The sequence below is a fragment of the Lentzea xerophila genome, from assembly GCF_051094245.1.
Lineage (GTDB): Bacteria > Actinomycetota > Actinomycetes > Mycobacteriales > Pseudonocardiaceae > Lentzea > Lentzea xerophila.
In genome coordinates this window covers 7633695-7655870 of the sequence record NZ_CP194934.1, presented here as the reverse complement: position 1 = coordinate 7655870, position 22176 = coordinate 7633695, and the positions used below count along the sequence as shown (strand labels likewise).

The following is a 22176-nucleotide window of genomic DNA, read 5'->3' as shown; positions in this document are numbered from 1 at the left end:
CCATCGTGTGACTAAAGAACTGTGACGGACTGTTCCATGTGGACGATCAATCTGGTGGAACAGTCCGTCACAGTTCGGGGGTGCGTCCCAGATGAGTCACCGTGAAGAGCCGCGCAGCGGTCGCGGATGCTTCGGAGCCGTGGTCGTTGTGCCGTTCCTGGCATTCGGCGGGATGTTCGCGTTGATCGCGCTGACGGGATCGCCCGCGGAGTCGCCGTCGGCCGCACCTCCGTCGGTCCGTCCCACCTCGCAGTGGTGGACCGAGCCGTTCGAGACCGGGGTTTCCCTGTCCGCGGTCACGGAGACGGTCGTGGTGCAGGGGGCCGCTCGGGAGGCTCGGGCCGCTGGGACGGTGGTGCAGACTCGCGTCGCAGTGTCCACTGTGACCGAGACCGTGCGGACTTCCGCGTCCAAGCCTGCTGCCACCGGGCGGAACGAGCCTCCTGCGGTCGAGGAGGAACCTGTTCCTACGTCGGAGAGTTCGGTGCCGCCGGTGGTCACGTCCTCGCCGGTCGTGTCCAGTGTGGAGCCTCCGCCGCCCGCGGAGACGCCCGGCTCCGCGGCGCCGTCGGAGCCTTCCGGTGAGGTTCCGCCGGCTTCCACGCCTCGGTCCGAGGAACCGGTTCCGCCGTCTGCCGAGCCGCCTGTCGTGCCGCCTGCCGATCCCGCGGAGGATCAGGCTGAGTCCACTGTGGAGGATGCACGGACCGGCGGGTGACTGCTACTGGGGGATGCTGGCCCGTGCGTAGGCGTCAGCTCCGCTGAACACGTTCTGGCCGTACTCGACGGAGTTGTTGTAGGCCAGCACCGCGGCCCACCAGCCCTGGCCGGTGCCGAGGTCCCGGCGGCCGCCTTCGCACAGGTAGCGCGCGGCGGTGAGGGCCGCGTCGTCGATGTTCTGCGGGTCCGCGGGGAGGCCGTCCGCCGCCGCTCGCTTCGCCCAGCGGTTCCAGGTGCCCGGGATGAACTGCATCGGGCCCACCGCGCGGTCCCAGGTGGTGTCGCCGTCCAGGCGCCCGCCGTCGGTGTCGCGGATCGCCTTCACGCCGGGGCTGCCGTTCAGGGGGATGCCGATGATCGGGCGGGACGGGAGGCCGTCGTCCTGGAGGCGGGCGCCGTTGATGTTGGCGTGGTGGGACTCGACCCGGCCGATTCCGGCGAGGGTCGCCCAGCTGATCCGGCAGGCGGGGGCGTCACGTTGCATGGTCAGGTCCGCTGCCGCGTAGGCCTGCAGGGCGCGGCGGGGGATGTCGGTCTTCGCGGCCACCCTCGTCGCCCACTCGTCCAGGGGGTTGGCGTTGGCCGTCGCGGTGCCGCCGGGGGAGGCGGCGCTGCCGGGGGCGGCCGCGCCCGGCTGGACCTCCTGGATGGGCACCAGGAACGGTGGCGGGCCCAGCGGGGCGGCCTCCCGGCGGTTCAGGGCGCCCAGGCCCCAGGCGCCCGCGGCCACCACGAGGATCAACAGCAGCACCAGGACGATGCGGCCGAAGATGTTGCCGGAGCGGCGGCGGGTGGGGGAATCCTTCACGGGCGACGGGACCACGGACCCAGGCTACGTGGTCGGCGCGCTTGATGACCGTGTGAAGCGTGATGTAACCGAGCGTGTGCGGTGCGTGGAACTCGCCGTGCCACCGGGCGGGCAGCCCAGTGGCACGGCGAGCGGAGTCCTGTTTCAGGGTGGCTACGAGACCGTCTTGATCCGGACGCCGTTGTCGGCCATCTGGGCGTTGATCGCCGGGAAGAAGATCCGCTGCGAGCACTTGCGGCCGTTGCGCTCCGGCACACCGCTGCACTGGCGGATGTCGGAGGCCGCGATGGAGATCGCGGTCAGCGTGCCGCGGGCGGTGATCTTGTCGCCGGGCTGCGACACGGAGAACACCGGGCCGCCGCTGTCGCCGTTGCCACCGGCGCTGTAGCCGCCCCGGTGCAGCGCCTCGACCACGTTCTGGACGACACCGAAGCCGCCGAGGTTGATGGTCAAGCCGGTGTTGACGGCCTGGATGTCGCAGATCGTGCCGGAGAACGCGCCGGAGTCGCACAGCCAGTCGCCGGGCAGCGTGGCCTGGGCGCCGATGACGTCGAGGCCGTACTGGTTCGCGTTGGTCTCGATCGAGTCGCCGATCCAGATGCGGCCCTGCGCGGTCGCGGTGGTGTTGAGGCCGATGATCTGGCTGTCGGAGCTCACGACCCTGGTCTCGGCCGTGCCGATGTAGTCGCCGGCGGCGTTGGTGTAGTAGCTGCCCTGGTCACCGCAGTGCGCGGCCGTCAAAAGCTGGTCGGCGCCCGTGGTGTTGCTGACCACCGCGAAGCCCGAGCTGCACCCGCCCTGGACCACGCCGCCCTGGTAGTTCTCGATGTACGCGCCGCCCTTGTAGGGGGACGTGTCGACGAGCCGGGACGCGGCGGGCGCGATCTCGCCCGTCTCGACCTCGATCGCGACGGAACTCTGCAGCGCGGACCTCGCGGACAGGCCGGCCTGCTTGACGGTGAGGCCGCTGCCGTCGTACTTGGCGGCGATGCTCTGGATGGAGGCGTTGCCCTTGACCAGGCGCGCGGCCTCGGCCCTGAGCTCGGCCTCCGAGTGCTTGGCGGAGTGGACCTTCACCTTGAGGCCCTGCGCCCTGGCGACGGCGGCGGCAGCCGTGACCCTGGCGGGAGCCTTGCCCTTCCAGTAGACGTTCAGCGTCTTGCTGCCGGCGTCGACGTAGAAGCCGCTGAAGCCGTTGCCTCTCTCCACCCGCTCCGCGATCTTGTGGAGTCTGTCCTGGGTCGCCATCAGCGCCTTGACCTCAGGCGTGATCGCGGACGGGCCGGTGGGCTGCTGGGCGAGCGACGGTGTGGCCGACACCAGTAGTGCCGCGGCGGCGGTGATCGCCGCCAATGCCGAAAGTTTGACCATCTTCACTGCGATTAACCCCTCATGTTGGCGGCCGTGACGGCACACCGGAACGAGGGCAGCGCAGACTGCGCACGATGGACAGATCCCCCCAGATCCAGTGCGGCCGTAGACGCAACTCGCGCCCCCCGGTGGCCTCACAGAGAACTTAGTCCGTTACCCACCGCTATACATGCGTCCAAACGGAGCAACGTTGCCGGACGGTCCTGAGTGGACGGTCACTTCCCGTCGCGCTCGACGGCCATGCGGGCCCGCACCTCGCCGAGGGCTTCCTGGTACTCGGGTGACGGGTTCATCGCGACGGCCATCCGCAGCTGCGCGAGCGCTTCGGGCAGCCGGTTCAGCCGTTGCAGGGTCCTGCCGAGCGCGAACCGCGCGTAGTGGTCGCTGGGGTCGAGGTCGAGCACCTTGCGGAACGCCTCTTCCGCCCGGTTCAGCTGGGCGGACCCGAGATAGGCCCGACCGGCCAGCAGTTGTACCGACGGTGCTTCCCCGGCCTCGTCCAGCACCGGCCGCAGCTCGCGCAGCGCGTCGAGAGGCCTGCGCTGTGCCAGCAACGCCTCGGCCTTCCGAAATGCCTCGAAGGTGCCGTCCGTCATTCGATCAACGGTACCCACCGCCCGCCGGTTCTTCGACTGCCGTCCGGGCGACAGAACTCGAAGGAGTGGCCGGCCCTCGCTCTCCGAGTCCACATCGGACGTGGCGGTGTTCGTGCGGTGTTCGTTCAGGACACGCCGCCGTCGCACGCTTTCGCCATCCGGTGCACGGCCTCGGTGATCACCTCCGGCGACGTGGCGAGGTTCAGCCGCACGAAGCCCGCGCCGCCGGTTCCGAACGGCAGGCCCGAGTTCAGCGCGACCTTGCCGCGCTCGAGGAACACCTCGGCGGGGTCGTCGCCGAGGCCGAGCCCGCGGCAGTCCAGCCAGGCGAGGTAGGTGCCCTGGCCCGGCGTGTAGCGGACAGCGGGCAGGTGCTCGGCGAGCAGCCCGGCGAGCAGCCGCCGGTTCTCGGCGAGCCCCTCCAGCAGGGCGTCCAGCCAGCCGGCGCTCTCGCGGTAAGCCGCGGTGTGGGCGAGAATCCCGAGGTGGCTTGGCCCATGGCTGACCTCCTCCGGCAGTCGCGCGAGGTCGCCGGCCGCGGCGGGCCCGGCGATGGCGAGCGCGGCCTTGAGCCCGGCGAGGTTCCACGCCTTGGAGGCCGACATCAGCGACAGCCCGTCGTCCGCGACGCTGAGGTACGGCACGAACTCCGTGGTGGTGATCGGCGCGTGGATCTCGTCCGCCACGACGCGCACACCGTGCGCCCGCGCGAGTTGTGCGACCTGGTCGAGTTCGGCGGCGGTGTGGACGGTGCCGGTCGGGTTGTGCGGGCTGCACAGCAGGTACACCGCGCCCCGGCCGGCCCGCACGAACGCCGCTTCCAGCGCGGCGAAGTCGATCCGCGCGGCCGCGTCCAGCGGTGCCTCGACGATCTGCCGCCCGAGCGACCCGACGAACTGGTAGAACGGCGGGTAGACCGGGCAGTTGACGACGACGGGCGCGTCCCGGTGCGAGACCAGCCGGAACATCTCGACCACGCCCAGCATCACGTCGGGCACGATCGCCATGCGCCCGACCGCCGGCTCCCAGCCCCACCGAGCCTTCGCGAACCCGGCGAGCGCCTCGGCGTAGGCGGTGCCGCTGGGATAGCCGGTGTCGCCCCGCCGCACGGCGTCGGTGATCGCCCGCGCCACCGGTTCGGCGAGCAGGACGTCCATCTCGGCCACCCACAGCGGCAGCACGTCCTCCGGGTAGTGCCGCCACTTCATGCTGGTGCGGCGCCGGAGCTGGTCCAGGGTCAGCTGACGTAACGGGTTAGCGCTGGTCATGAGTCGAAGCTAAAGGAACTGCGGGGCAAGGTGCTCGCGTTGTTGCTCGTGGACGCGGCCGACAGTCGGGTTTCCTGCGGAGTTGCGGCGCAGCGGCGTCACCCGCTGCTACCGGGTCGTCGTGGACGCCGTCGCCGTCGGGTTTCGACTCGATGCGCTGGTCTTCGTCAAGCTGCGGCTCGACACCATGGCCGAGTTCGGCCGCGTGCTGGCTGGCGTGCCGAACTTGTGGAGGCGCAGCGGCTGCTCGTTGAGCACGGTGGCGACCGCGACGAGTTCGTCGTGCTCAAGCAACCGCTGCCTCCTTCACCCGTGCCAGTGCGCCCGGCCTGTGCTGATCTCGCGCGAGCTCCTCCGTGACCGCCCAGTCGATCTTTCGCACGAGCGCCCGCAGGATCGATCTCGCGGCCGCTTCTTCGATGCCGCCGAGCTCAGGCCGGGCCGCGACGTCGAGAACCGTTTGCTCCGGTGTGGTCGTCCAGCCTGTCGTGAGTTCGGTTTCCACCCGTTCGAGGTCCAGTCGTTGCACGTTGCGCTTGACGAAGACGATCTCGCCCACGTTGGTGTGCAGCACGGGACGTTGCTTGGGCACGGCTACGACAGCGGTTCCGATAGCGCGTGGAAGGGCGCCGTGGACGTGCGCGGCCGTGATGCTCATGAGTGCCACGGCGTCCCTGCCGTAGTCGGCCTGGGCAATGCCGAGCGCCGCGGCCGCGAGATCAGGGCGCCACCGCGGTCCCCGAGTCGCTCCATCGGTGCGAGTGCGTAGTAGCCGGTGCTGATGTGGCTGAGCACCGCTTGTTCGAGCAGCCGCTCGAACTCCCCGCGCGGATGGGCGTACACATCTGCGGCGTCCCTGGGGCGCAGTACCTTGTTCGCTCTCCTGGCAAGTCTGGTCGGGATGGTCACCCGGTCATTCACTATGACTCCCGTAGGTCTAGAGCCTACGCTCATTATACTGATCCCCCTGGGTGTGGTCGCCACTCCGTGGGACGGGAAGCCGGAAATGCCCGCCCGCGTTGTCACGTTGCATGAGCCTGCGCTTCTCACTGATGGGTCCGGTACGAGCCTGGCGAGACGACGAGGAGATCGACCTGGGGCCGCGCCAGCAGCGGGCGGTGCTGGCGGCGTTGCTGCTGAACAACGGCATCCGGTTGAGCAACGACCAGCTGATCGGCATGGTCTGGGACGACCCCACGCCGAGCGCGGTGATGGCGCTGCGGACGTACATGTACAAGATCCGCAAGACCCTGCCCGAGCTGGACCTGAAGTCGAAGGACGGCGGCTACACGCTCCGGGCCGAGATCTTCGACGACTGCCGCGACGAGCCGCTCGAAGGCCTGAGCAGCACCTACTTCGAGGCCCAGCGGGTCAGGATCGGCAACGAGCGGTTGCAGTGCCGCGAAGCCCTGCTCGAACGCGAGATGGACGTCCTCGAACTGCAGAAGCACGTAGCCGCCTTTCCTCTCAGGGAACGGCCGCGCGCTCTTCTCATGCAGGCCCTCTACCGCGACGGCAGGCAGGCCGATGCGTTGGAGCAGTTCCACCAGGCGCGGGCTCTCCTGAACGAGCAACTCGGCCTCGAACCGGGGCCCGAGCTGCGCGAGGTGCACGCGCAGATCCTCCGGGGCGAGCTGAACCTGGCGCGCCGGCCCGAGCAACTGCCGCCCGGCCTTCCTGACTTCACCGGCCGCACGGCCGAGATCGCGCTGGCACTGCGGACCCTCCCGCGCACGGTCGGCATCACCGGCATGCACGGCAGCGGCAAGACGGCGCTGGCCACTCATGTCGCGCATCTCGCCAAGCACGGCTACCCCGACGGGCAGATCTTCGTCCGCGGCAATGACATCGTCAACGAGTTGCTGCATGCGGTCGGCGTCGAGAACCCGCACGGCGACAAAGCCGCGTTGTGGCGGGAAAAGGCGCGCGGCAAGCGGTTCCTGATCGTCGTCGACGACGTCCACGACCCCGCCCGGATCGCGGAGCTCCACACGCCCGGCTCTGCCCTGATCCTCACGAGCGTGCGCAGGTGGAACGAGCTGGCCGGCGTGACCTGGGTGAAGATCGCCGGTCTGACCGAGGCCGCGGCGAACCAGTTCTTCCGCAAGGTCCTCGACCCGGCCAGGGCCGACGCCGAGGCCGACGTCACGGACGAGGTGCTGGCGCGCATCTCGTACCTGCCGAACCCCATCCGCGTGCTCGGCGGCAAGCTCACCGGTCGCCCGAACTGGACCGTGGCGATGCTGCTGGCCCAGATGAAACGCGAGAACCAGCTCGGCGACGCCATCCCGTCGGACTGCATGGCCGTGCTGGCGCCGATGATCAAGGCGGAGCAGCAGCTCACCGAGCAGGAACGCCACCTGATGCGCTGCTTCGCCCGCCGCGACGCGGACGTGATCGACGTATGCGAGGCGGCGGAGATGTCCGGCGCCGACCCCGGCTCGATCGAGTACGCGCTGGAGGCGCTCGCCGACGTGCACCTGATCGAACCGCTGGTGCTCGGCCGGTATCGGCTGCCGCATTTCGTCCGGATGTACTTCGGGTGGCGCACACCCGTTCTGACCAGCTAATTCATCCGGAATTTATGGCCTGCCGATCTGGCTTCGGCAAGTTCGGAGACATGTCAACCAAGGAACTCGCAGGCAAGAAGGCCCTCGTCACCGGCGCCACCTCCGGCATCGGCCGCTCCATCGCGGTCAAGCTTGCGGAGGCGGGTGCCACCGTCTACCTCACCGGTCGCCGCGCGGAGCTCGGCAAGGAGACCGTCGCGCTGATCGAGCAGGCCGGCGGCACCGGTCACTTCATCGTCTCGGACGTCGCCGGCGTCGACGACGTCCGCAAGCTCGCCGAGGAGGTCGGCGACGTCGACGTGCTCGTGAACAACGCCGGCATCTTCCCGTTCTCGCCGACGGCCGAGCAGTCCGTCGACGTCTACCAGCAGGTGTTCGACGTCAACGTCCGCGGCACCTACTTCCTCACCGCCGCCCTCGCCCCGGCGATGGTCGCCAAGGGCAAGGGCTCGATCGTCAACGTCTCGTCGATCGGGGCCGTGGTCGGCACGCCGGTCGGGTCCGTCTACAACGCCTCCAAGGCCGCGATGGACGCGCTGACCCGCTCTTGGGCCGTCGAGTTCGGTCCCGCCGGCGTCCGAGTGAACTCCGTGGCGCCCGGCCCGATCGCCACCGACAAGGCCCTGGCGGAAGCCGGTGAGGTGTTCGACGTGATCGCGAAGGACCTTCCCCTCCAGCGCGTCGGTCAGCCCGACGAGATCGCGGAGGCCGTGCTGTTCCTGGCTTCCGAGAAGGCCAGCTTCATCACGGGCTCGGTGATCACGGCCGACGGCGGCTACGTCGCGAGCTGAGCCAGCACGGTGCGCAGGGACGAGGGCGACTCGACGTGCACGTTGTGGCCCGCGCCGGGGAACATCACCGGCTCGGGCACCAGCTCCTTCAGGTGCTCCTGGGGGCTCATAGGGTCGTTCTCGCCCGCGGCCAGCACGACGTGGGCCCGCGAGGCCATGATCAGCCCGGCCATGTCGGGCCGCCCCACCCCGAAGGCCCTCATGTCCAGCGACGGTGTCCATCCGCCGTCCACTTCGGACACTCCGTGGCGGAGTGGGACACCGGCCATCCTCGACGCCCGCTCGACGGCCTCCTGCTCGGTCGCGAAGACCTTCCCGGGCTTCGCGGCGAGCGCCGCGGCCTTCTCCAGCTCCTCGTCGGTCCACTGGACCTTGATCCCGACGCCGACGCACGTCGTCACCTCGACCCCGAACCACCCGCTCGCGAGCGCCAGCCCGACCACGCCGCCCAGCGAGTGCCCGATGATCACGACCGGCTCGCGGGGGATCTCCTGCGCGACGGCGGCCGCGATCGACCCGAAGGAATACCGTTCGAGCGGCCCCGACCGCCCGTGACCAGGCAGGTCCGGCACCAGCCAGCTGCCGTCCCACTCGCCGGCGACCTCTTCCCACACCTCGCCGGTGGCGCCCAGTCCGTGCAGCAGCACCAGCAACGGCCCGTTCCCACCACGTTCGACCTGAAGCACGTCAGAATCCCGTTCTATGCGGACCGATGCCGAGCTGATCGTCGACCCGGACACGTATACCTCGGGTGTCCCGCACGACGCACTAACCCGGCTGCGCGAAAAGAACGTGGTGCGCATCGACGACTTCTGGGCGGTCTTCCGCTACGACGACGTCCGCACGGTCCTGCGCACGCCTTCGGTCTTCTCGTCCCACCGCGGCGCGACCCAGATCCGCGACCCGCAACCTGAGGACCTGGCCTACGTCCAGCGCATGATGCTCAACCAGGACCCGCCGTCCCACACCCGGCTGCGCCGCATGCTGACCAGGGCGTTCACCCCGCGCGCCGTGGCCCGCCTGGAGGAGGGCATCCGCGCGAACGCCAGGTCGATCGTCGCCGATCTGTCCGGCGACTTCGCCCACGCCGTCGCCGACCTGCCGCTGCTGACGCTGGCCGACGTCTTCGGCGTGCCGCGGCAGGACCGCGCGCTGCTCTACGACTGGAGCAACCGCGTGATCGGCTTCCAGGACGCCGAGTACGCGCTCTCGTCCAGCTCGACGGCAGGCATGACCGACATGGCGCTGGCGGCACTGGAGCTCCGCCCGGACGACGGCCGCGACCCGCGCGCCCGCGACGGCATGCCCGACCTCTACGCCTACGCGCACGCCCTGGGCGCCCACAAGCGTTCGTCTCCCGGGGACGACGTGCTGAGCAACCTCATGCGCGAGGACCTCTCCCTCGAGGAGTTCGAGAACCTCTTCTGGCTGTTCTCCGTGGCAGGCAACGAAACCCTGCGCAACGGCATCCCCGGCGGCATGATCGCGGTGCTCTCCCACCCCGACCAGTACGCACGCCTGCGCGCCGACCGTTCGCTGCTCGACACGGCGGTCAAGGAGATGCTGCGGTGGTGGACCCCGGTCATGCACTTCCGGCGGACGGCCGTGGTGGACACGTCGTTGTCCGGGCAGGAGATCAGGGCGGGGGACAAGGTCGTCGTCTGGTTCTCCTCCGCCAACCGGGACGAGCTGGTCTTCAGCGACCCCGGGAGGTTCGACGTGGGGCGGCGGGAGGCCGACCACCTGAGCTTCGGGCACGGGCCGCACTTCTGTCTGGGGGCGCACCTCGCCCGGACCCAGATGCGTGCCGTGTTCGAGGCGGTCCTGGACCTGCCTGGGATGGTGGAGTTCGACGGTGAGGTCAGCCGGTTGAGGTCGAACTTCCAGAACGGCGTCAAGCACCTGCCGGTGACGTCCGGCGGAGGGAGCGCTCCAGAATCCCGAGTGTCGCTTTGAGCGAGGACTCCGAGACCACCGGGAACCGCACGCGCGCACGCCACTCGGCGCTCACCTCCGACCAGTCGTAGTAGGAGGTGACGAGGGTGCCGCCGTCGGCAGGCGCCAACCGGTAGCCGAAGACGTGGCCCGCGTGCGGCCCGACCCGGCCCTCGACCGTCCACGCGATCTCCTCACCGGGAACGAGCTTGGTGATGACGACCTCGACGTCGTACCGGCCCAGCGCGACGTCGCCGAGCGCCTCCCGGTCCATGTGGACCACGAACCGGTCTCCCGGCCGCGTGACCACGGCCCCCTCCGCGCCCATCAGCATCCCCGACGAGTCGATGGCCACGTGCCCCGACGGATCGGTCAGCAGCGCGAAGACGGCGTCGGCCGGCGCCGGGACGAGCCGTGAGACCTCGATCGACTCACGACCCGGTGTCTCCGCCGTGGCCATCAGGACCGCGCGGCCGAGGATGTGGCCGGACATCAGAAAACCGAGCAGTGCCGGGGTTCCCTCCGCCGGAACGCCGATGGACTCGACGTCGAGGGCGTGCACCACGACGTAGTAGCGGTGCGGTCCGTGCCCGGCCGGCGGGGCGGCGCCGGCGAAACGCGCGAGACGGGCGTCATTGGGTAGCTGGAAGGCGCCTTCCGGCAGGCCGGAGCCGGTGTCGTCGCCCGCGCCCTCCGGCAGTTCGGTGCAGGTGGCGGGGATGTCGGCGACGGCCCAGTGCCAGAACCCGGAGCCGGTGGGGGCATCGGGGTCGTAGACGGTGACGGCGTAGCTCTTGGTGCCTTCGGGCGCTCCGGTCCAGGTCAGCTGCGGGGAGACGTCCTTGCCGGAGAGTTGCTCGGGCGCCCAGGCGGCGCCGTCGCGGACCGAAGTGCTGGAGACGGTGAAGGTGGCCGCCTCGGGGAGGCGGGCGAACGGGTCGTTGCTCATGAGATCGACGATAGCAGAGATAATCGATTATTCGACGGTTCATCTATGCTCGGGCTGTGACGCGCACGACCGGTAAGCCGATGCTCTCCGAGCAGGTCCACACGCGCCTGCGGGACGCGATCATGCACGGCCTCCACGCGCCCGGTGACGCCCTGAAGCCCCAGGACCTCGCCAAAGAGCAGGGCGTGAGCCTGGCCGTCGTGCGCGAGGCACTCGTGCGGCTGGTCGGCGAAGGGCTGGCCGACCGACTGCCGAACCGCGGTTTCGCCGTCCCCTCCTTCTCCGACCGGCGCTGGCAGGAGATCACCGAGGCGCGCCTCGCCGTCGAGCCCGTCCTGCTGCGCATGGCGATCGAGCGCGGTGACGTGGACTGGGAGGCGCGCGTCCGGGCCGCTCATCACCGCCTCGCCCGCACTCCGCCGTTCGTCGAGGGGGAGGGCGAGTACTACAGCGACGGGTGGTCCGAAGCGCACCGGATCTTCCACCGCACGCTGCTGGAGGGGTGCGGCAACGAGGTTCTGCTGGAAATCTTCGACCGGATGTGGACCGCGAGCGAGCTGGGCCGCCGCTTCTCCTCCCGTCGTGGCCCCGAACGCGATCACCTCGGCGAACACCGGATGCTGGAGGAGGCCGCGCTCGCGCGGGACGCCGACGCTGCCGTCGCGGTGCTGGTCCGGCACCTGTCACTGACCGCGGCGGGACTGGTCGACGGCGCCTGATCGTCGGGGGATGGGCAGGGGACCACGCATCTGGCACGATTCAGTTGACCGGCGCCGGTGGCCCACTGTGATCCGTAGGTGTCGAGCCCCAGCCGGTCACCTGGCCCAAGTAGGCTCGTCGCGAGACGAGACGCAGGAGAAACAGGGAGCGCAAGTGGCGGTCATCGAGCAGGTCGGAGCACGCGAGATCCTTGACTCGCGCGGCAACCCCACCGTCGAGGTCGAGGTGGCGCTGGACGACGGCACGCTGGAGCGTGCGGCTGTTCCGTCGGGTGCTTCGACCGGTGAGCACGAGGCGGTGGAGCTGCGGGACGGCGACGCCAAGCGGTACCTGGGCAAGGGCGTCGAGCGCGCGGTCACCGCGGTGCTCGACGAGATCGGCCCGGAGCTCGTCGGCATCGAGGCCGTCGAGCAGCGGGTGGTCGACCAGAAGCTCGTCGACCTGGACGGCACGCCGGACAAGGGTCGCCTGGGCGCCAACGCGATCCTCGGCGTGAGCCTCGCGGTCGCGAAGGCCGCCGCCACCAGCAGCGGCCTGGAGCTCTTCCGGTACGTCGGCGGGCCGAACGCGCACGTGCTGCCGGTGCCGATGCTGAACATCCTCAACGGTGGCTCGCACGCCGACACCGAGGTGGACATCCAGGAGTTCATGATCGCGCCGATCGGCGCGGAGACGTTCCGCGAGGGCCTGCGCTGGGGCACCGAGGTCTACCACGCGCTGAAGTCCGTGCTGAAGAGCAAGGGTCTCGCCACGGGTCTGGGCGACGAGGGTGGCTTCGCGCCGTCCCTCGGCAGCAACCGCGACGCGCTCGACCTGATCCTCGAGGCCATCGAGAAGGCCGGTTACCGGGCGGGCCGTGACATCGCGCTCGCGCTCGACGTGGCCGCCACGGAGTTCTTCTCCGACGGCGCCTACACGTTCGAGAAGAACAAGCGGTCCGCCGAGCAGATGATCGGCTACTACTCCGAGCTGGTCCGCGACTACCCGATGGTGTCCATCGAGGATCCGCTGTCCGAGGACGACTGGGACGGCTGGGTGCAGATGACCGCCGAGCTGGGCGAGAAGGTCCAGATCGTGGGCGACGACCTATTCGTCACGAACCCGGAGCGCCTGGAGGAGGGCATCTCCCGCCGCGCCGCCAACGCGCTGCTGGTGAAGGTCAACCAGATCGGCACGCTCTCCGAGACCCTCGACGCGGTCTCGCTGGCCACGTCGTACGGCTACAAGTCGATGATGTCGCACCGCTCGGGCGAGACCGAGGACACGACCATCGCCGACCTGGCCGTCGCGACCGGTGCCGGTCAGATCAAGACCGGTGCGCCGGCCCGTGGTGAGCGCACCGCGAAGTACAACCAGCTCCTGCGCATCGAGGAGAGCCTCGGCGACGCGGCGCGTTACGCCGGTGAGCTCGCGTTCCCGCGTTACACGCCGGAGAGCTGAGAGGCTGTAAGGCATGGCCGAGCGCGCGCGTCGTCCCCGCCGCCCCCGCGAAGAGCGGGAGGCGAGGCCCGCACGCGCGCGCAAACCACCCCGTCCGAAGGCGCCGTCGCGGCGCAGTGACGGCACGGGTGGCGCGTTCGGCATGACCGGCACGCGGCGGGCCGCGATGTTCGCGATGGTGCTGTGCGCACTGGCGTTGAGCATCGCGGTCCCGTTGCGGACCTACCTCTCGCAGCGCGACGAACTGCGGGACGTGGGAGCAGAGCAGCAGAAGTTGCGGGAAACGGTTGCCGCGCTGGAACAGCGCAAGGCTCAGCTGCAGGACCCGGCGTACGTGGAGATCGAGGCGCGCAAGCGGCTGCACTGGGTGCGGCCGGGCGAGACGCCCTACATCGTGCAACTGCCGGGTGACGAGAGCCGCAACACCGAATCGGAGAGGCCGTCGGGCAAGCCCGCGGCACAAGGGTCTTGGTACGAGGAACTGTGGGAATCGGTGACGCACAAGTAAGTGCTGCTGACCTGGAAACGGTCGCTCAGCAGCTCGGCCGCATGCCGCGCGGAACACGTGCGATCGCCTCGCGGTGCCCCAGCGGGCACCCGAACGTCGTGCAGACGGACCCGCGGCTGCCTGACGGGACACCGTTCCCGACGCTGTACTACCTGACCTGCCCGAAACTGAACTCCCTGGTCAGCACGCTGGAGGGCGGCGGGCTGATGAAGGAGCAGACCGAGCGCCTCGCGACCGACGAGGAGCTCGCCGCGGCCTACCTGCGCGCGCACGAGTCGTACCTCGCCGAGCGCGACGCCATCGAGTCGCTCGGCACCCAGGTCACCGCGGGCGGCATGCCGGGCAGAGTCAAGTGCCTTCACGTGCACGTCGCCCATGCCCTCGCGAAGGGCCCCGGAGTCAATCCCATGGGGGACGAAGCCCTGGCAATCTTGGGTGAGCAGGGCCTGTGGCCCGCCGGCGAGTGCGCGAGTTAACAGTCAACGGAACCGAACGCACGCTTCACTCCGTCTTGGGTACACCTAGGCTTCGTAGTGGGGCAGGGTGGGACAGGTCACCGACGGGGGCGTTCGCCGTAACTGCAGGACGGCGGGCCGCGATGACGCACGAGAGGTGAGTATTCGTGGCAATGGCCAGACTGCGCGGTCCGTCGGCGCTGAGCCCCAGGCAAAAGGGCTTCGCCGTGGCCGCGCTGGCTGCGATGCTGGCTCCCGCCATGATCGTCGGCACCAAGCTCGTCGACTGGGTCAACCTCTCCGGACGCGATGACATCGCTGTCTCCCTCGGCCCCGCCGACGTCTTCGGCGCCCTGCGCTACGACCCGGCCGAGCTCGGCGCGTCCGGCAGGCTGCCGCTCTCCGACGAGCTGAGCGCCGCACTGCTCGCCGACCTCGAGGACGGCGACCTCGACACCGATCCCGGCGACGACGACCTGCTCGGCGACATCCCCGGCCAGAACGGCATCCCCGGCGTCATGGTGGAGGCCTACCTCCGTGCCGAGGACAAGATGGCCGAGCTGGTGCCCGGCTGCAACCTCGACTGGTACCTCCTCGCCGCCATCGGCAAGGTCGAGTCGAACCACGCCAACAACGGCCGCGTGAACGCCGTCGGCGACGCCACCCCCAAGATCCTCGGACCGGTCCTCAACGGCGCCCCCGGCATGGCCGCGATCCGCGACACCGACGGCGGCCGCCTCGACGGCGACACGACCTGGGACCGCGCGGTCGGCCCGATGCAGTTCATCCCGGCGACGTGGGCGAGCTTCGGCGGCGACCTCAACGACGACAACAACGTCAACCCGAACAACATCTACGACGCCGCCCTGGGCGCCGGCCGCTACCTGTGCGCGTACGGCGGCGACATGACCAACCAGGAAGACCGCGCCAAGGCCATCTTCCGCTACAACAACTCCACGTCGTACGTCCAGACGGTCCTCAAGTGGGCCAAGGAGTACAGCGAGAACGTCGACACGCTGCCGCTGCTGCCGGACACGGGCAACGACCAGCAGAACCCGGCACCCGGCAACCCGGACGCCAACCCGGGCAACCCCGGAAACCCGGGCACCAGCACCCCGCCGTCCACTCCGCCGACGACCACGACCACGCCGTCGGGCCCGACCTGCGTCCCGCCGACCACGCCGCCGTCGACGACCCCGTCCACCACGACGTCGACCCCGACGACCACCACGACGCCGCCCACGTCGTCCACGTGCCCGACGACCACCACGACGACTACGACCACCACGACTACAACGACCACGACCACGACTACGACGAGCTCGAACCCGCCCGCCACCGAGCCCACGACGCCCCCGCAGGCGTCGAGCTCGACGCCCGAGCGCTCCTCGACGCCCAGCAGCAGCGCCGGCGCGAGCTCCGCGCAGCCGACGCCGTCGAGCAGCATGGTCACGAGCACGCCCAGCTAGTCCGGCGTGTCGCGTTGGAGCGACTCCAAGTCGTACTTCGATCGGGGCGATTCGGGCAGAAACGTTGGAGCGAAGGGCTTTCCGGGCCCTAGCTTCGTCCGCATGCCGAAGCGCAACTCAAGCGTGGTGGGCCGGGAGTTCGGCAATGGCGTCCGGGACGCCATCGAGCAGAGCGGCATGACCCAGCGCCAACTCGCCGACCTGCTGGACTGGCAGGAGGCCAAGATCTCCGACCTGGTGCAGGGCAAGGGAGGCGTCAGCGAGGTCGACCTCATCCGGCTGCTCTCCTACTGCCGCAGTCCTTACACCGAAGTCGAACGCCTGGTCGCGTTGTTCAGGGAGTCACGCGAGAAAGGCTGGCTGCTGTTCCCGGAGGACGGAGTGCCGGACCAGTTGCGCAGCCTGGTCGACCAGGAACGTCTCGCCAGCAAGATCGTCGTGTGGACGATGAACGTCATCCCGGGCCTGCTCCAGATCGCCGGCTACATCCGCGAGGTGGCCGAGAAGTCGACCCGCAAACTCCAGCCCGCCGACATCGACGCGTTGATCAGAGCCAAGATCGAGCGGCAGGCAATCTTCAGGCCCGGCCGCGAGTTCGTCTTCTACGTGCACGAGCAAGCCCTGCGGTTGCCCGTCGGCGGTCCGGCCGTGATGAGAACGCAGCTGAACCACATCATGACGATGCTGGTGCGGCAGTACATCACCTTCCGAGTCGTACCGATCGCCATCGGCGCCCATGCCGGTCTGGCGAGCAACTTCACCCTGCTGACGTATGACAAGTTCGAGCCGGTCGTCTACGTGGAGAACCTCAACACCGGTCTCTTCCTGGAAGACAAGGCATCACTCGATATGTACACGCACCTGCTGACAGGGCTGGATCGCGACGCCTTGAACCCGGAACAATCGAGGGAGCTGATCACCAGCATCGTGTTCTGAGGAGGCGTTCCGGATGTCGACCTGGCGCAAGAGCAGTTACAGCGCATCGGGAAGCGAGTGCGTCGAGGTCGGTCAGGGCGTCGGCATCAGGGACAGCAAGGCCCCCGCCACCCACCTCCCCGTGTCGGGGGAGGCGTGGTCGGCGTTCCTCAGCCTCGTGAAAGCCCCGACCAGGTAATTCGTGAGGCATGGGGCGGTGGTCCTTGGCAGGGTGTGGATGTGCGACCTGCCTACCCGCTGAAGACCGACCGCCTTCTCCTGCGACCTTTCCAGCTCGAAGACCTCGACGACTTCCACGCCTACCGCTCCCGCGCCGACGTCAACCGCTATCTCTACACCGAGACCGCTACCCGTGACGAGTGCGCGGAGCTGCTGGCCAAGCTGGTGAACGACCACGAGCTCACCAGCGACGGACAGCGGCTCTCGCTCGCCGTCCACCTGCCGGAAGCGGGCAAGGTGATCGGCGGCGTCGTGCTCAAGTGGCTCAGCGAGAAGGACCGCCAGGGCGAGATCGGGTACACCCTCAATCCCGGCTTCGAGGGCCACGGCTATGCCACCGAGGCCGCCCGAGCCATGCTGAAGCTCGGGTTCGAGGACCTCGGCCTGCACCGGATCATCGCCCAGTGCGACCCGCGCAACGAGCCGTCGTGGCGGCTGATGGAACGCCTCGGCATGCGCCGGGAGGCGCACTTCAGGCAGAACGAGATCTTCAAGGGCGAGTGGGGCGACCTCTTCGTCTACGCGATGCTCGAAGACGAGTACGAGCGTGCTCAGGCCTGACCACCGAGACCGCTGAGAGCCTGGCGAGGTGGGCCGGCGGTTTCGCGTACGCGATGCTTGTCGGAGACCACTGAAAGAACCACTGAGGAGTGCCCATGGCGCGGGTCGCGGCCATCGACTGCGGAACCAACTCGATCCGTCTGCTGATCGCGGACGTGACGAAGCGCGAGGACGGCACCGCGTGGTTGCGGGACGTGCATCGTGAGATGAAGATCGTCCGGCTCGGGCAGGGCGTGGACGCGACCGGGCGGTTGCATCCCGACGCGATCGAGCGCACGAGGCAGGCCCTCCTCGACTACGCGCGCACGATGCGACGCAAGGGTGTCGAGACCGCGCGGATGGTGGCGACGAGTGCGACTCGGGACGCGAGCAACCGCGACGAGTTCTTCGGCATGACCGAGCAGATCCTCGGCGCGCCCGCGGAGGTGATCACCGGCGACGAGGAGGCGCGGCTCTCCTACCTCGGCGCGGTGGCCGATCTCGACCCGGAGGAGGGCCCCTTCCTCGTCACCGATCTGGGTGGTGGCAGCACCGAGTTCGTCCTCGGCGGCGGCACGGAGGTGGAGGCCGCGAGGTCGATGGACATCGGCTGCGTGCGGCTGACGGAGCGGTTCATCTCCTCCGACCCGCCGTCCCCCGCCGAGATCGAGCAGGCGGAAGCGTTTGCGCGCGCGGCGATCAAAGAGGCATTCGAGATCGTGCCGGTGGAGAAGACGAAGACGTGGATCGGTGTCGCCGGCACCGTTACGACATTGTCAGCCCTGGTCCAAGGCCTGGAGGTGTACAACAGCGACGATATTCACCTCAGCAGGATCACACTTGACAATGTTCGTGAAATCACCGACCGTATCCTCTCCATGACGCATGATGAGCGTGCCTCGCTCGGGCCGATGCATCCCGGTCGGGTGGACGTGATCTGCGGTGGAGCTGTGGTTCTGCGCGCGATTGCCGACGAGCTGGAGAATCGCGCGGGTATTCGCACGCTCGTGTGCAGTGAGCACGACATCCTCGACGGCATCGCGTTTTCGCTGGTCTAGGCCCGAATTAAGGTCTACTTGAGGTGATCGTGACGAGTTTGTGACCGCTTTCAGTGCGCGTACTGCTGGACGCCCCGGTTAACGTCCTCTCACGTTTTGGGAGGTGGACGAGACCTCCCGGGGAGGCGCGCGCACGCAATATCTGCGGAGCGGCGCCGGGGAAAGGCGGGAGAGACTGATGTCGCGATCACGGGTTGCGTGGGTGGCTTTGCCAGCCGCGCTCGCCATGACGCTCAGCGCATGCGGCGGTGGTGGCGGTGGTGACACCGCTGCCGGTGGCAAGGAGAACCCGGACGGCACGGTGTCCATCTACGGCACCGAGCCCAAGAGCACGCTGTTCCCGGCCAACACGACCGAGGCGGGCGGTGGCAAGGTCACCGACGCCCTGTTCTCGCGTCTGGTCGGTTACAAGGCTGAAGACGGCGCGCCCTACAACTTGATGGCCGAGTCGATCACCTCGAGTGACGCCAAGGTCTACAACATCAAGATCAAGCAGGGCTGGAAGTTCCACGACGGCACCGAGGTCAAGGCGAAGAACTTCGTCGACGCCTGGAACTGGGCCGCGTACGCGCCGAACGCGCAGCAGGCAGCGTCGTTCTTCGCCCCGATCGCGGGCTTCTCCGACGTGCACCCGGCGGACGAGAACGCCAAGCCGGCCACGGACAAGATGTCCGGTCTCGAGCTCGTGGGCGACTACGAGTTCAAGGTCACCCTCAACGGCCCGACCTCGGTGTTCACCACGATGATCGGCTACACGCCGTTCGCGCCGATGGCGGACTCGTTCTTCGCGGACCCGAAGGCCGCCGAGGCCAAGCCGATCGGCAACGGCCCGGTCAAGTTCGTCTCCCGCACGCCGAACGCGCTGATCAAGATGGAGCGCTTCGACGAGTACAAGGGCGAGGACAAGGTCCACTTCAAGACCTTGGACTACAAGATCTACTCCAGCCAGGAGACCGCGTACCAGGACCTGGTCGCCGGCAAGCTGGACTTCATGGAGGCCCTGCCGCCGTCGGCCAAGGTCGGCGAGAAGTACAAGGCGGACCTCGGTGACGCGGTCGTGACCGCGAACCTGCTTGGGCAGAGCGCTATCGCGTTCCCGCAGTACATCCCGGCGCTGCAGAACCTGAAGCTGCGCCAGGCCGTCTCGATGGCCATCAACCGGGAGCAGATCACGAAGACCGTGCTGGCCGGCTCGTACGTGCCGTCCACCAGCTTCGTCTCGCCCGGCATCAAGGGCTACCGCCCCGACACCTGCGGCGAGTACTGCAAGTACAACCCGGAGAAGGCCAAGCAGCTGTTCCAGGAGTCGGGCTTCACCGGCAAGCTGACCATCCAGTCCAACCAGGACGGTGGCCGCAAGGAGCCGCTCGAGGCCGCGTGCAACAGCATCAAGCAGGCGCTGGGCGTGGAGTGCGAGTTCGTCGGTGCCACCAACTTCGGTGCGTTCCGCCAGATCGTCGACGGCAAGCAGCTGACCGGCATGAGCCGTTCGGACTGGTCGGCCGACTACCCGTCGATCGAGAACTTCCTCAACCCGCTGTACCGCACGGGTGGGTCGTCCAACGACTCGAACTACTCGAACCCCGAGGTCGACGCGCTGCTGAAGAAGGCGGACGAGACGGCCAACGAGGACGAGGCGATCAAGCTGTACCAGCAGGCGGAGGACATCATCGCCCGGGACCTGCCCTCCATGCCGACCTGGAACGAGAAGGGCATCGGCGGCCGCTCGAAGAACCTGCTCGACGCCAAGATGTCGTTCAAGCGTCAGGGCGTTCTGGAGTCGTTCCGCGTCAAGGCCTGATTGCCGCACCTGAGTTCTGAGTGATCCGTCCGGCCCCGCGTCCGTCGAACGTTACGGGCGCGGGGCCGGAGCGGTGTTCAGGACCTGGGCGCCCCCACCACGCAAGGAGCCGACCTCATGGGTCGCTATGTGCTGCGCCGTCTGCTGCAGCTGATACCGGTCTTCCTGGGGACCACCTTCCTGATCTACGCCCTCGTCTGGGCGATCCCGCAGGACCCCTTCGCGGGCAAGTGCGGCCAGCGGCCGTGCGATCCGGCCTACATCGCCGAGATGAGCGAGAAGCTCAACCTCAACGACCCGTTGGTGATCCAGTACTTCAAGTACCTGGGCAACCTGCTCGTCGGTGACTTCGGCACCACCTTCAACGGCGTCTCCGTCGGTGAGCAGATCGCCACCTCGTGGCCGATCACGCTCAAGATGGGCATCATCGCGCTGATCATCGAGGCCATCATCGGCATCATCGCCGGCGTCCTCACCGGTCTGCGCAAGTCGGGCTTCCTGGACAACCTGGTCCTGATCTCGACCCTGTTCCTGATCTCGCTGCCGGTCTTCGTCACCGGTTTCGTGCTGCGGCTCTACCTCGGCCCGCAGGGCTTCGACCTGATGGACACCTCGGTCAGCTCCGATCCGTCGTTCGGCGAGCTGCTCCTGCCCGGTTTCGTGCTCGGCAGCCTCTCGATGGCGTACGTGGCCCGGTTGACCCGCGGCAGCATCGCCGAGAACCGGCGCGCCGACTACGTGCGCACGGCCATCGCGAAGGGCCAGCCGCAGACCCGCGTCGTCGGCGTCCACCTGCTGCGCAACTCGCTGATCCCGGTGATCACGTTCCTCGGCACCGACCTCGGCAGCCTCCTCGGTGGCGCGATCGTCACCGAGGGCGTCTTCAACATCAACGGCATCGGCGGCCTGATCTTCCGCGGCATCCAGGAGAAGGAAGGCGTGATGGTCACGGGCATCGTGACCCTGCTGGTGCTGGTGTACCTGCTGATGAGCCTGCTCGTCGACCTCCTGTACGCCGTTCTCGACCCGAGGATTCGCTATGAGTGACCCAGGATCCGTGTCCGGTGGAGCCGGACTCGAGGCGTCCGCGGCGGCCGGCGTCGATCAGGCCAGCCACCTCGACGACTCGTCGCAGAAGCAGCGCAAGCCCCGCTCGCTCTGGAGCGACGCGTGGGGCGAGCTGCGGCGCAAGCCCACGTTCATCATCTCGCTGGTGATCATCGCGATCATCGTCCTGATGGCGATCTGGCCGACGCTGTTCACGTCGGTCGACCCGCGCGCCGCGGACCTCAACAAGTCGCTGCAGGCACCCTCCGGTGACGCGTGGTTCGGCTACGACCTGCAGGGCTACGACGTCTACGCCCGCGCGATGCACGGCGCCCGCGCGTCGTTGCTCGTCGGCGTGTTCGCGACGCTGCTGACCGTCCTCATCGGATCGGCCATCGGCATCTTCGCCGGCTACGCCAAGACGTGGATCGACAGCCTGCTGTCGCGGTTCGGCGACATCTTCGCCGGCATCCCGTTCGTGCTCGGTGCGATCGTCATCCTCACGACGCTCAACGCGCCGACCGAGAGCCCCGGTGCCGTCCAGATCATCACGCAGGTGGTGCTCTCGATCGCGGTGCTGTCGTGGCCGGTGGCGATGCGCATCATGCGGTCGGCGACTCTCGTGGCGAAGCAGCAGGACTACGTGCGTGCCGCGCGTGGCCTCGGTGCCTCTCCGCTGCGGATCGTGTTCCGGCACCTGCTGCCGAACACCGTGGCGCCCGTGCTGGTGTACGCGACGATCGCGCTGGGTGCCTTCATCGGCGCCGAGGCGACGCTCGCGTTCCTCGGCATCGGCCTGCGTCCGCCGGTCGTGTCGTGGGGCGTGATGATCTCGGAGTCGCGCGACTACTTCCAGGCGGCACCGCACATGCTGCTGTTCCCCGCGGGCTTCGTCACGATCACCGTGCTGGCCTTCGTCATGCTGGGCGACGCCGTGCGCGACGCCCTCGATCCCAAGTCCCGATAGGGGAATCC

General features: G+C 68.6%; 24 protein-coding genes. 16 read left to right on the top strand and 8 right to left on the bottom strand.

Features of this window, described 5'->3' with window-relative positions; genetic code table 11:
• Positions 1 to 91 precede the first annotated feature (91 nt).
• Positions 92 to 718 carry a hypothetical protein gene (locus ACRSBM_RS36615; protein ID WP_434450891.1) on the top strand — a complete coding sequence of 209 codons (627 nt, stop codon included), beginning with the start codon at positions 92 to 94 and terminating at the stop codon, positions 716 to 718.
• A gap of 3 nt (positions 719 to 721) precedes the next feature.
• On the opposite strand, the gene ACRSBM_RS36610 is transcribed toward ACRSBM_RS36615, so the two are convergent.
• The 6 genes from ACRSBM_RS36610 to ACRSBM_RS36585 all read right to left on the bottom strand — a co-directional run bounded on the left by ACRSBM_RS36610 (position 722) and on the right by ACRSBM_RS36585 (position 5460).
• A complete protein-coding gene (locus ACRSBM_RS36610) occupies positions 722 to 1543 on the bottom strand; it encodes a hypothetical protein (protein ID WP_434450889.1) in 822 nt (273 codons plus the stop codon).
• Between the two features lie 138 nt (positions 1544 to 1681).
• The gene (locus tag ACRSBM_RS36605) at positions 1682 to 2905 is read right to left on the bottom strand and encodes a hypothetical protein (RefSeq protein ID WP_434450887.1); all 1224 of its coding nucleotides are present in this window, start codon (positions 2903 to 2905) and stop codon (positions 1682 to 1684) included.
• A gap of 209 nt (positions 2906 to 3114) precedes the next feature.
• Positions 3115 to 3495 (bottom strand): tetratricopeptide repeat protein, encoded by a 381-nt coding sequence (locus tag ACRSBM_RS36600; RefSeq protein WP_434450885.1) that lies wholly within the window; start codon positions 3493 to 3495, stop codon positions 3115 to 3117.
• A 125-nt stretch (positions 3496 to 3620) separates the two neighbouring features.
• Positions 3621 to 4763, bottom strand: a complete 1143-nt coding sequence (locus ACRSBM_RS36595) for a MalY/PatB family protein (RefSeq protein ID WP_434450883.1) — start codon at positions 4761 to 4763, stop codon at positions 3621 to 3623.
• Positions 4764 to 4871: 108 nt separating this feature from the next.
• Complete coding sequence (locus ACRSBM_RS36590; protein WP_434450881.1) at positions 4872 to 5057, bottom strand: hypothetical protein; 186 nt, start codon at positions 5055 to 5057, stop codon at positions 4872 to 4874.
• Positions 5050 to 5460: a type IV toxin-antitoxin system AbiEi family antitoxin gene (locus ACRSBM_RS36585; protein ID WP_434453369.1), complete on the bottom strand. Its 411-nt coding sequence runs from the start codon at positions 5458 to 5460 to the stop codon at positions 5050 to 5052. The genes ACRSBM_RS36590 and ACRSBM_RS36585 overlap by 8 nt, the downstream gene beginning before the upstream one ends.
• Positions 5461 to 5815: 355 nt before the next feature.
• Here ACRSBM_RS36585 and ACRSBM_RS36580 point away from each other — a divergent pair, with 355 nt between their 5' ends.
• Both ACRSBM_RS36580 and ACRSBM_RS36575 read left to right on the top strand, forming a co-directional pair.
• A complete protein-coding gene (locus tag ACRSBM_RS36580; protein ID WP_434450879.1) occupies positions 5816 to 7333 on the top strand; it encodes a BTAD domain-containing putative transcriptional regulator in 1518 nt (505 codons plus the stop codon).
• Positions 7334 to 7383: 50 nt separating this feature from the next.
• Positions 7384 to 8124 (top strand): SDR family NAD(P)-dependent oxidoreductase, encoded by a 741-nt coding sequence (locus ACRSBM_RS36575; RefSeq protein WP_434450877.1) that lies wholly within the window; start codon positions 7384 to 7386, stop codon positions 8122 to 8124.
• On the opposite strand, the gene ACRSBM_RS36570 is transcribed toward ACRSBM_RS36575, so the two are convergent.
• Positions 8109 to 8810 (bottom strand): alpha/beta fold hydrolase, encoded by a 702-nt coding sequence (locus tag ACRSBM_RS36570; protein ID WP_434450875.1) that lies wholly within the window; start codon positions 8808 to 8810, stop codon positions 8109 to 8111. The genes ACRSBM_RS36575 and ACRSBM_RS36570 overlap by 16 nt on opposite strands.
• A 16-nt stretch (positions 8811 to 8826) precedes the next feature.
• Here ACRSBM_RS36570 and ACRSBM_RS36565 point away from each other — a divergent pair, with 16 nt between their 5' ends.
• Positions 8827 to 10080, top strand: coding sequence for a cytochrome P450 (locus tag ACRSBM_RS36565; RefSeq protein WP_434450874.1), 1254 nt, complete (start codon positions 8827 to 8829; stop codon positions 10078 to 10080).
• Here ACRSBM_RS36565 and ACRSBM_RS36560 read toward each other — a convergent pair.
• Positions 10019 to 11008, bottom strand: coding sequence for a YbhB/YbcL family Raf kinase inhibitor-like protein (locus ACRSBM_RS36560; RefSeq protein WP_434450872.1), 990 nt, complete (start codon positions 11006 to 11008; stop codon positions 10019 to 10021). The genes ACRSBM_RS36565 and ACRSBM_RS36560 overlap by 62 nt on opposite strands.
• An 80-nt stretch (positions 11009 to 11088) precedes the next feature.
• Here ACRSBM_RS36560 and ACRSBM_RS36555 point away from each other — a divergent pair, with 80 nt between their 5' ends.
• The 12 genes from ACRSBM_RS36555 to ACRSBM_RS36500 all read left to right on the top strand — a co-directional run bounded on the left by ACRSBM_RS36555 (position 11089) and on the right by ACRSBM_RS36500 (position 22168).
• Positions 11089 to 11727 carry a GntR family transcriptional regulator gene (locus ACRSBM_RS36555; protein ID WP_434453367.1) on the top strand — a complete coding sequence of 213 codons (639 nt, stop codon included), beginning with the start codon at positions 11089 to 11091 and terminating at the stop codon, positions 11725 to 11727.
• A gap of 154 nt (positions 11728 to 11881) precedes the next feature.
• The gene (gene eno / locus ACRSBM_RS36550) at positions 11882 to 13168 is read left to right on the top strand and encodes a phosphopyruvate hydratase (protein WP_434450870.1); all 1287 of its coding nucleotides are present in this window, start codon (positions 11882 to 11884) and stop codon (positions 13166 to 13168) included.
• 13 nt (positions 13169 to 13181) lie between these two features.
• On the top strand, positions 13182 to 13676 hold the full coding sequence (locus tag ACRSBM_RS36545; RefSeq protein WP_434450868.1) for an FtsB family cell division protein: 495 nt from the start codon (positions 13182 to 13184) through the stop codon (positions 13674 to 13676).
• A 41-nt stretch (positions 13677 to 13717) separates the two neighbouring features.
• A complete protein-coding gene (locus tag ACRSBM_RS36540; RefSeq protein WP_434450866.1) occupies positions 13718 to 14152 on the top strand; it encodes a DUF501 domain-containing protein in 435 nt (144 codons plus the stop codon).
• Positions 14153 to 14304: 152 nt separating this feature from the next.
• Positions 14305 to 15600 carry a lytic transglycosylase domain-containing protein gene (locus tag ACRSBM_RS36535; RefSeq protein ID WP_434453366.1) on the top strand — a complete coding sequence of 432 codons (1296 nt, stop codon included), beginning with the start codon at positions 14305 to 14307 and terminating at the stop codon, positions 15598 to 15600.
• 102 nt (positions 15601 to 15702) lie between these two features.
• Entirely contained in the window at positions 15703 to 16536 is an 834-nt protein-coding gene (locus ACRSBM_RS36530) for a helix-turn-helix domain-containing protein (protein WP_434450864.1), read from the top strand.
• 13 nt (positions 16537 to 16549) lie between these two features.
• Positions 16550 to 16714 (top strand): DUF397 domain-containing protein, encoded by a 165-nt coding sequence (locus ACRSBM_RS36525; protein WP_434450862.1) that lies wholly within the window; start codon positions 16550 to 16552, stop codon positions 16712 to 16714.
• Positions 16715 to 16755: 41 nt separating this feature from the next.
• Entirely contained in the window at positions 16756 to 17316 is a 561-nt protein-coding gene (locus tag ACRSBM_RS36520; RefSeq protein WP_434450860.1) for a GNAT family N-acetyltransferase, read from the top strand.
• Positions 17317 to 17411: 95 nt separating this feature from the next.
• The gene (locus tag ACRSBM_RS36515; RefSeq protein ID WP_434450858.1) at positions 17412 to 18353 is read left to right on the top strand and encodes a Ppx/GppA phosphatase family protein; all 942 of its coding nucleotides are present in this window, start codon (positions 17412 to 17414) and stop codon (positions 18351 to 18353) included.
• A 178-nt stretch (positions 18354 to 18531) separates the two neighbouring features.
• Positions 18532 to 20154, top strand: a complete 1623-nt coding sequence (locus ACRSBM_RS36510) for a peptide ABC transporter substrate-binding protein (RefSeq protein WP_434450856.1) — start codon at positions 18532 to 18534, stop codon at positions 20152 to 20154.
• Positions 20155 to 20271: 117 nt separating this feature from the next.
• Positions 20272 to 21201, top strand: coding sequence for an ABC transporter permease (locus ACRSBM_RS36505; RefSeq protein ID WP_434450854.1), 930 nt, complete (start codon positions 20272 to 20274; stop codon positions 21199 to 21201).
• Entirely contained in the window at positions 21194 to 22168 is a 975-nt protein-coding gene (locus ACRSBM_RS36500; protein ID WP_434450853.1) for an ABC transporter permease, read from the top strand. The genes ACRSBM_RS36505 and ACRSBM_RS36500 overlap by 8 nt, the downstream gene beginning before the upstream one ends.
• Positions 22169 to 22176 lie beyond the last annotated feature (8 nt).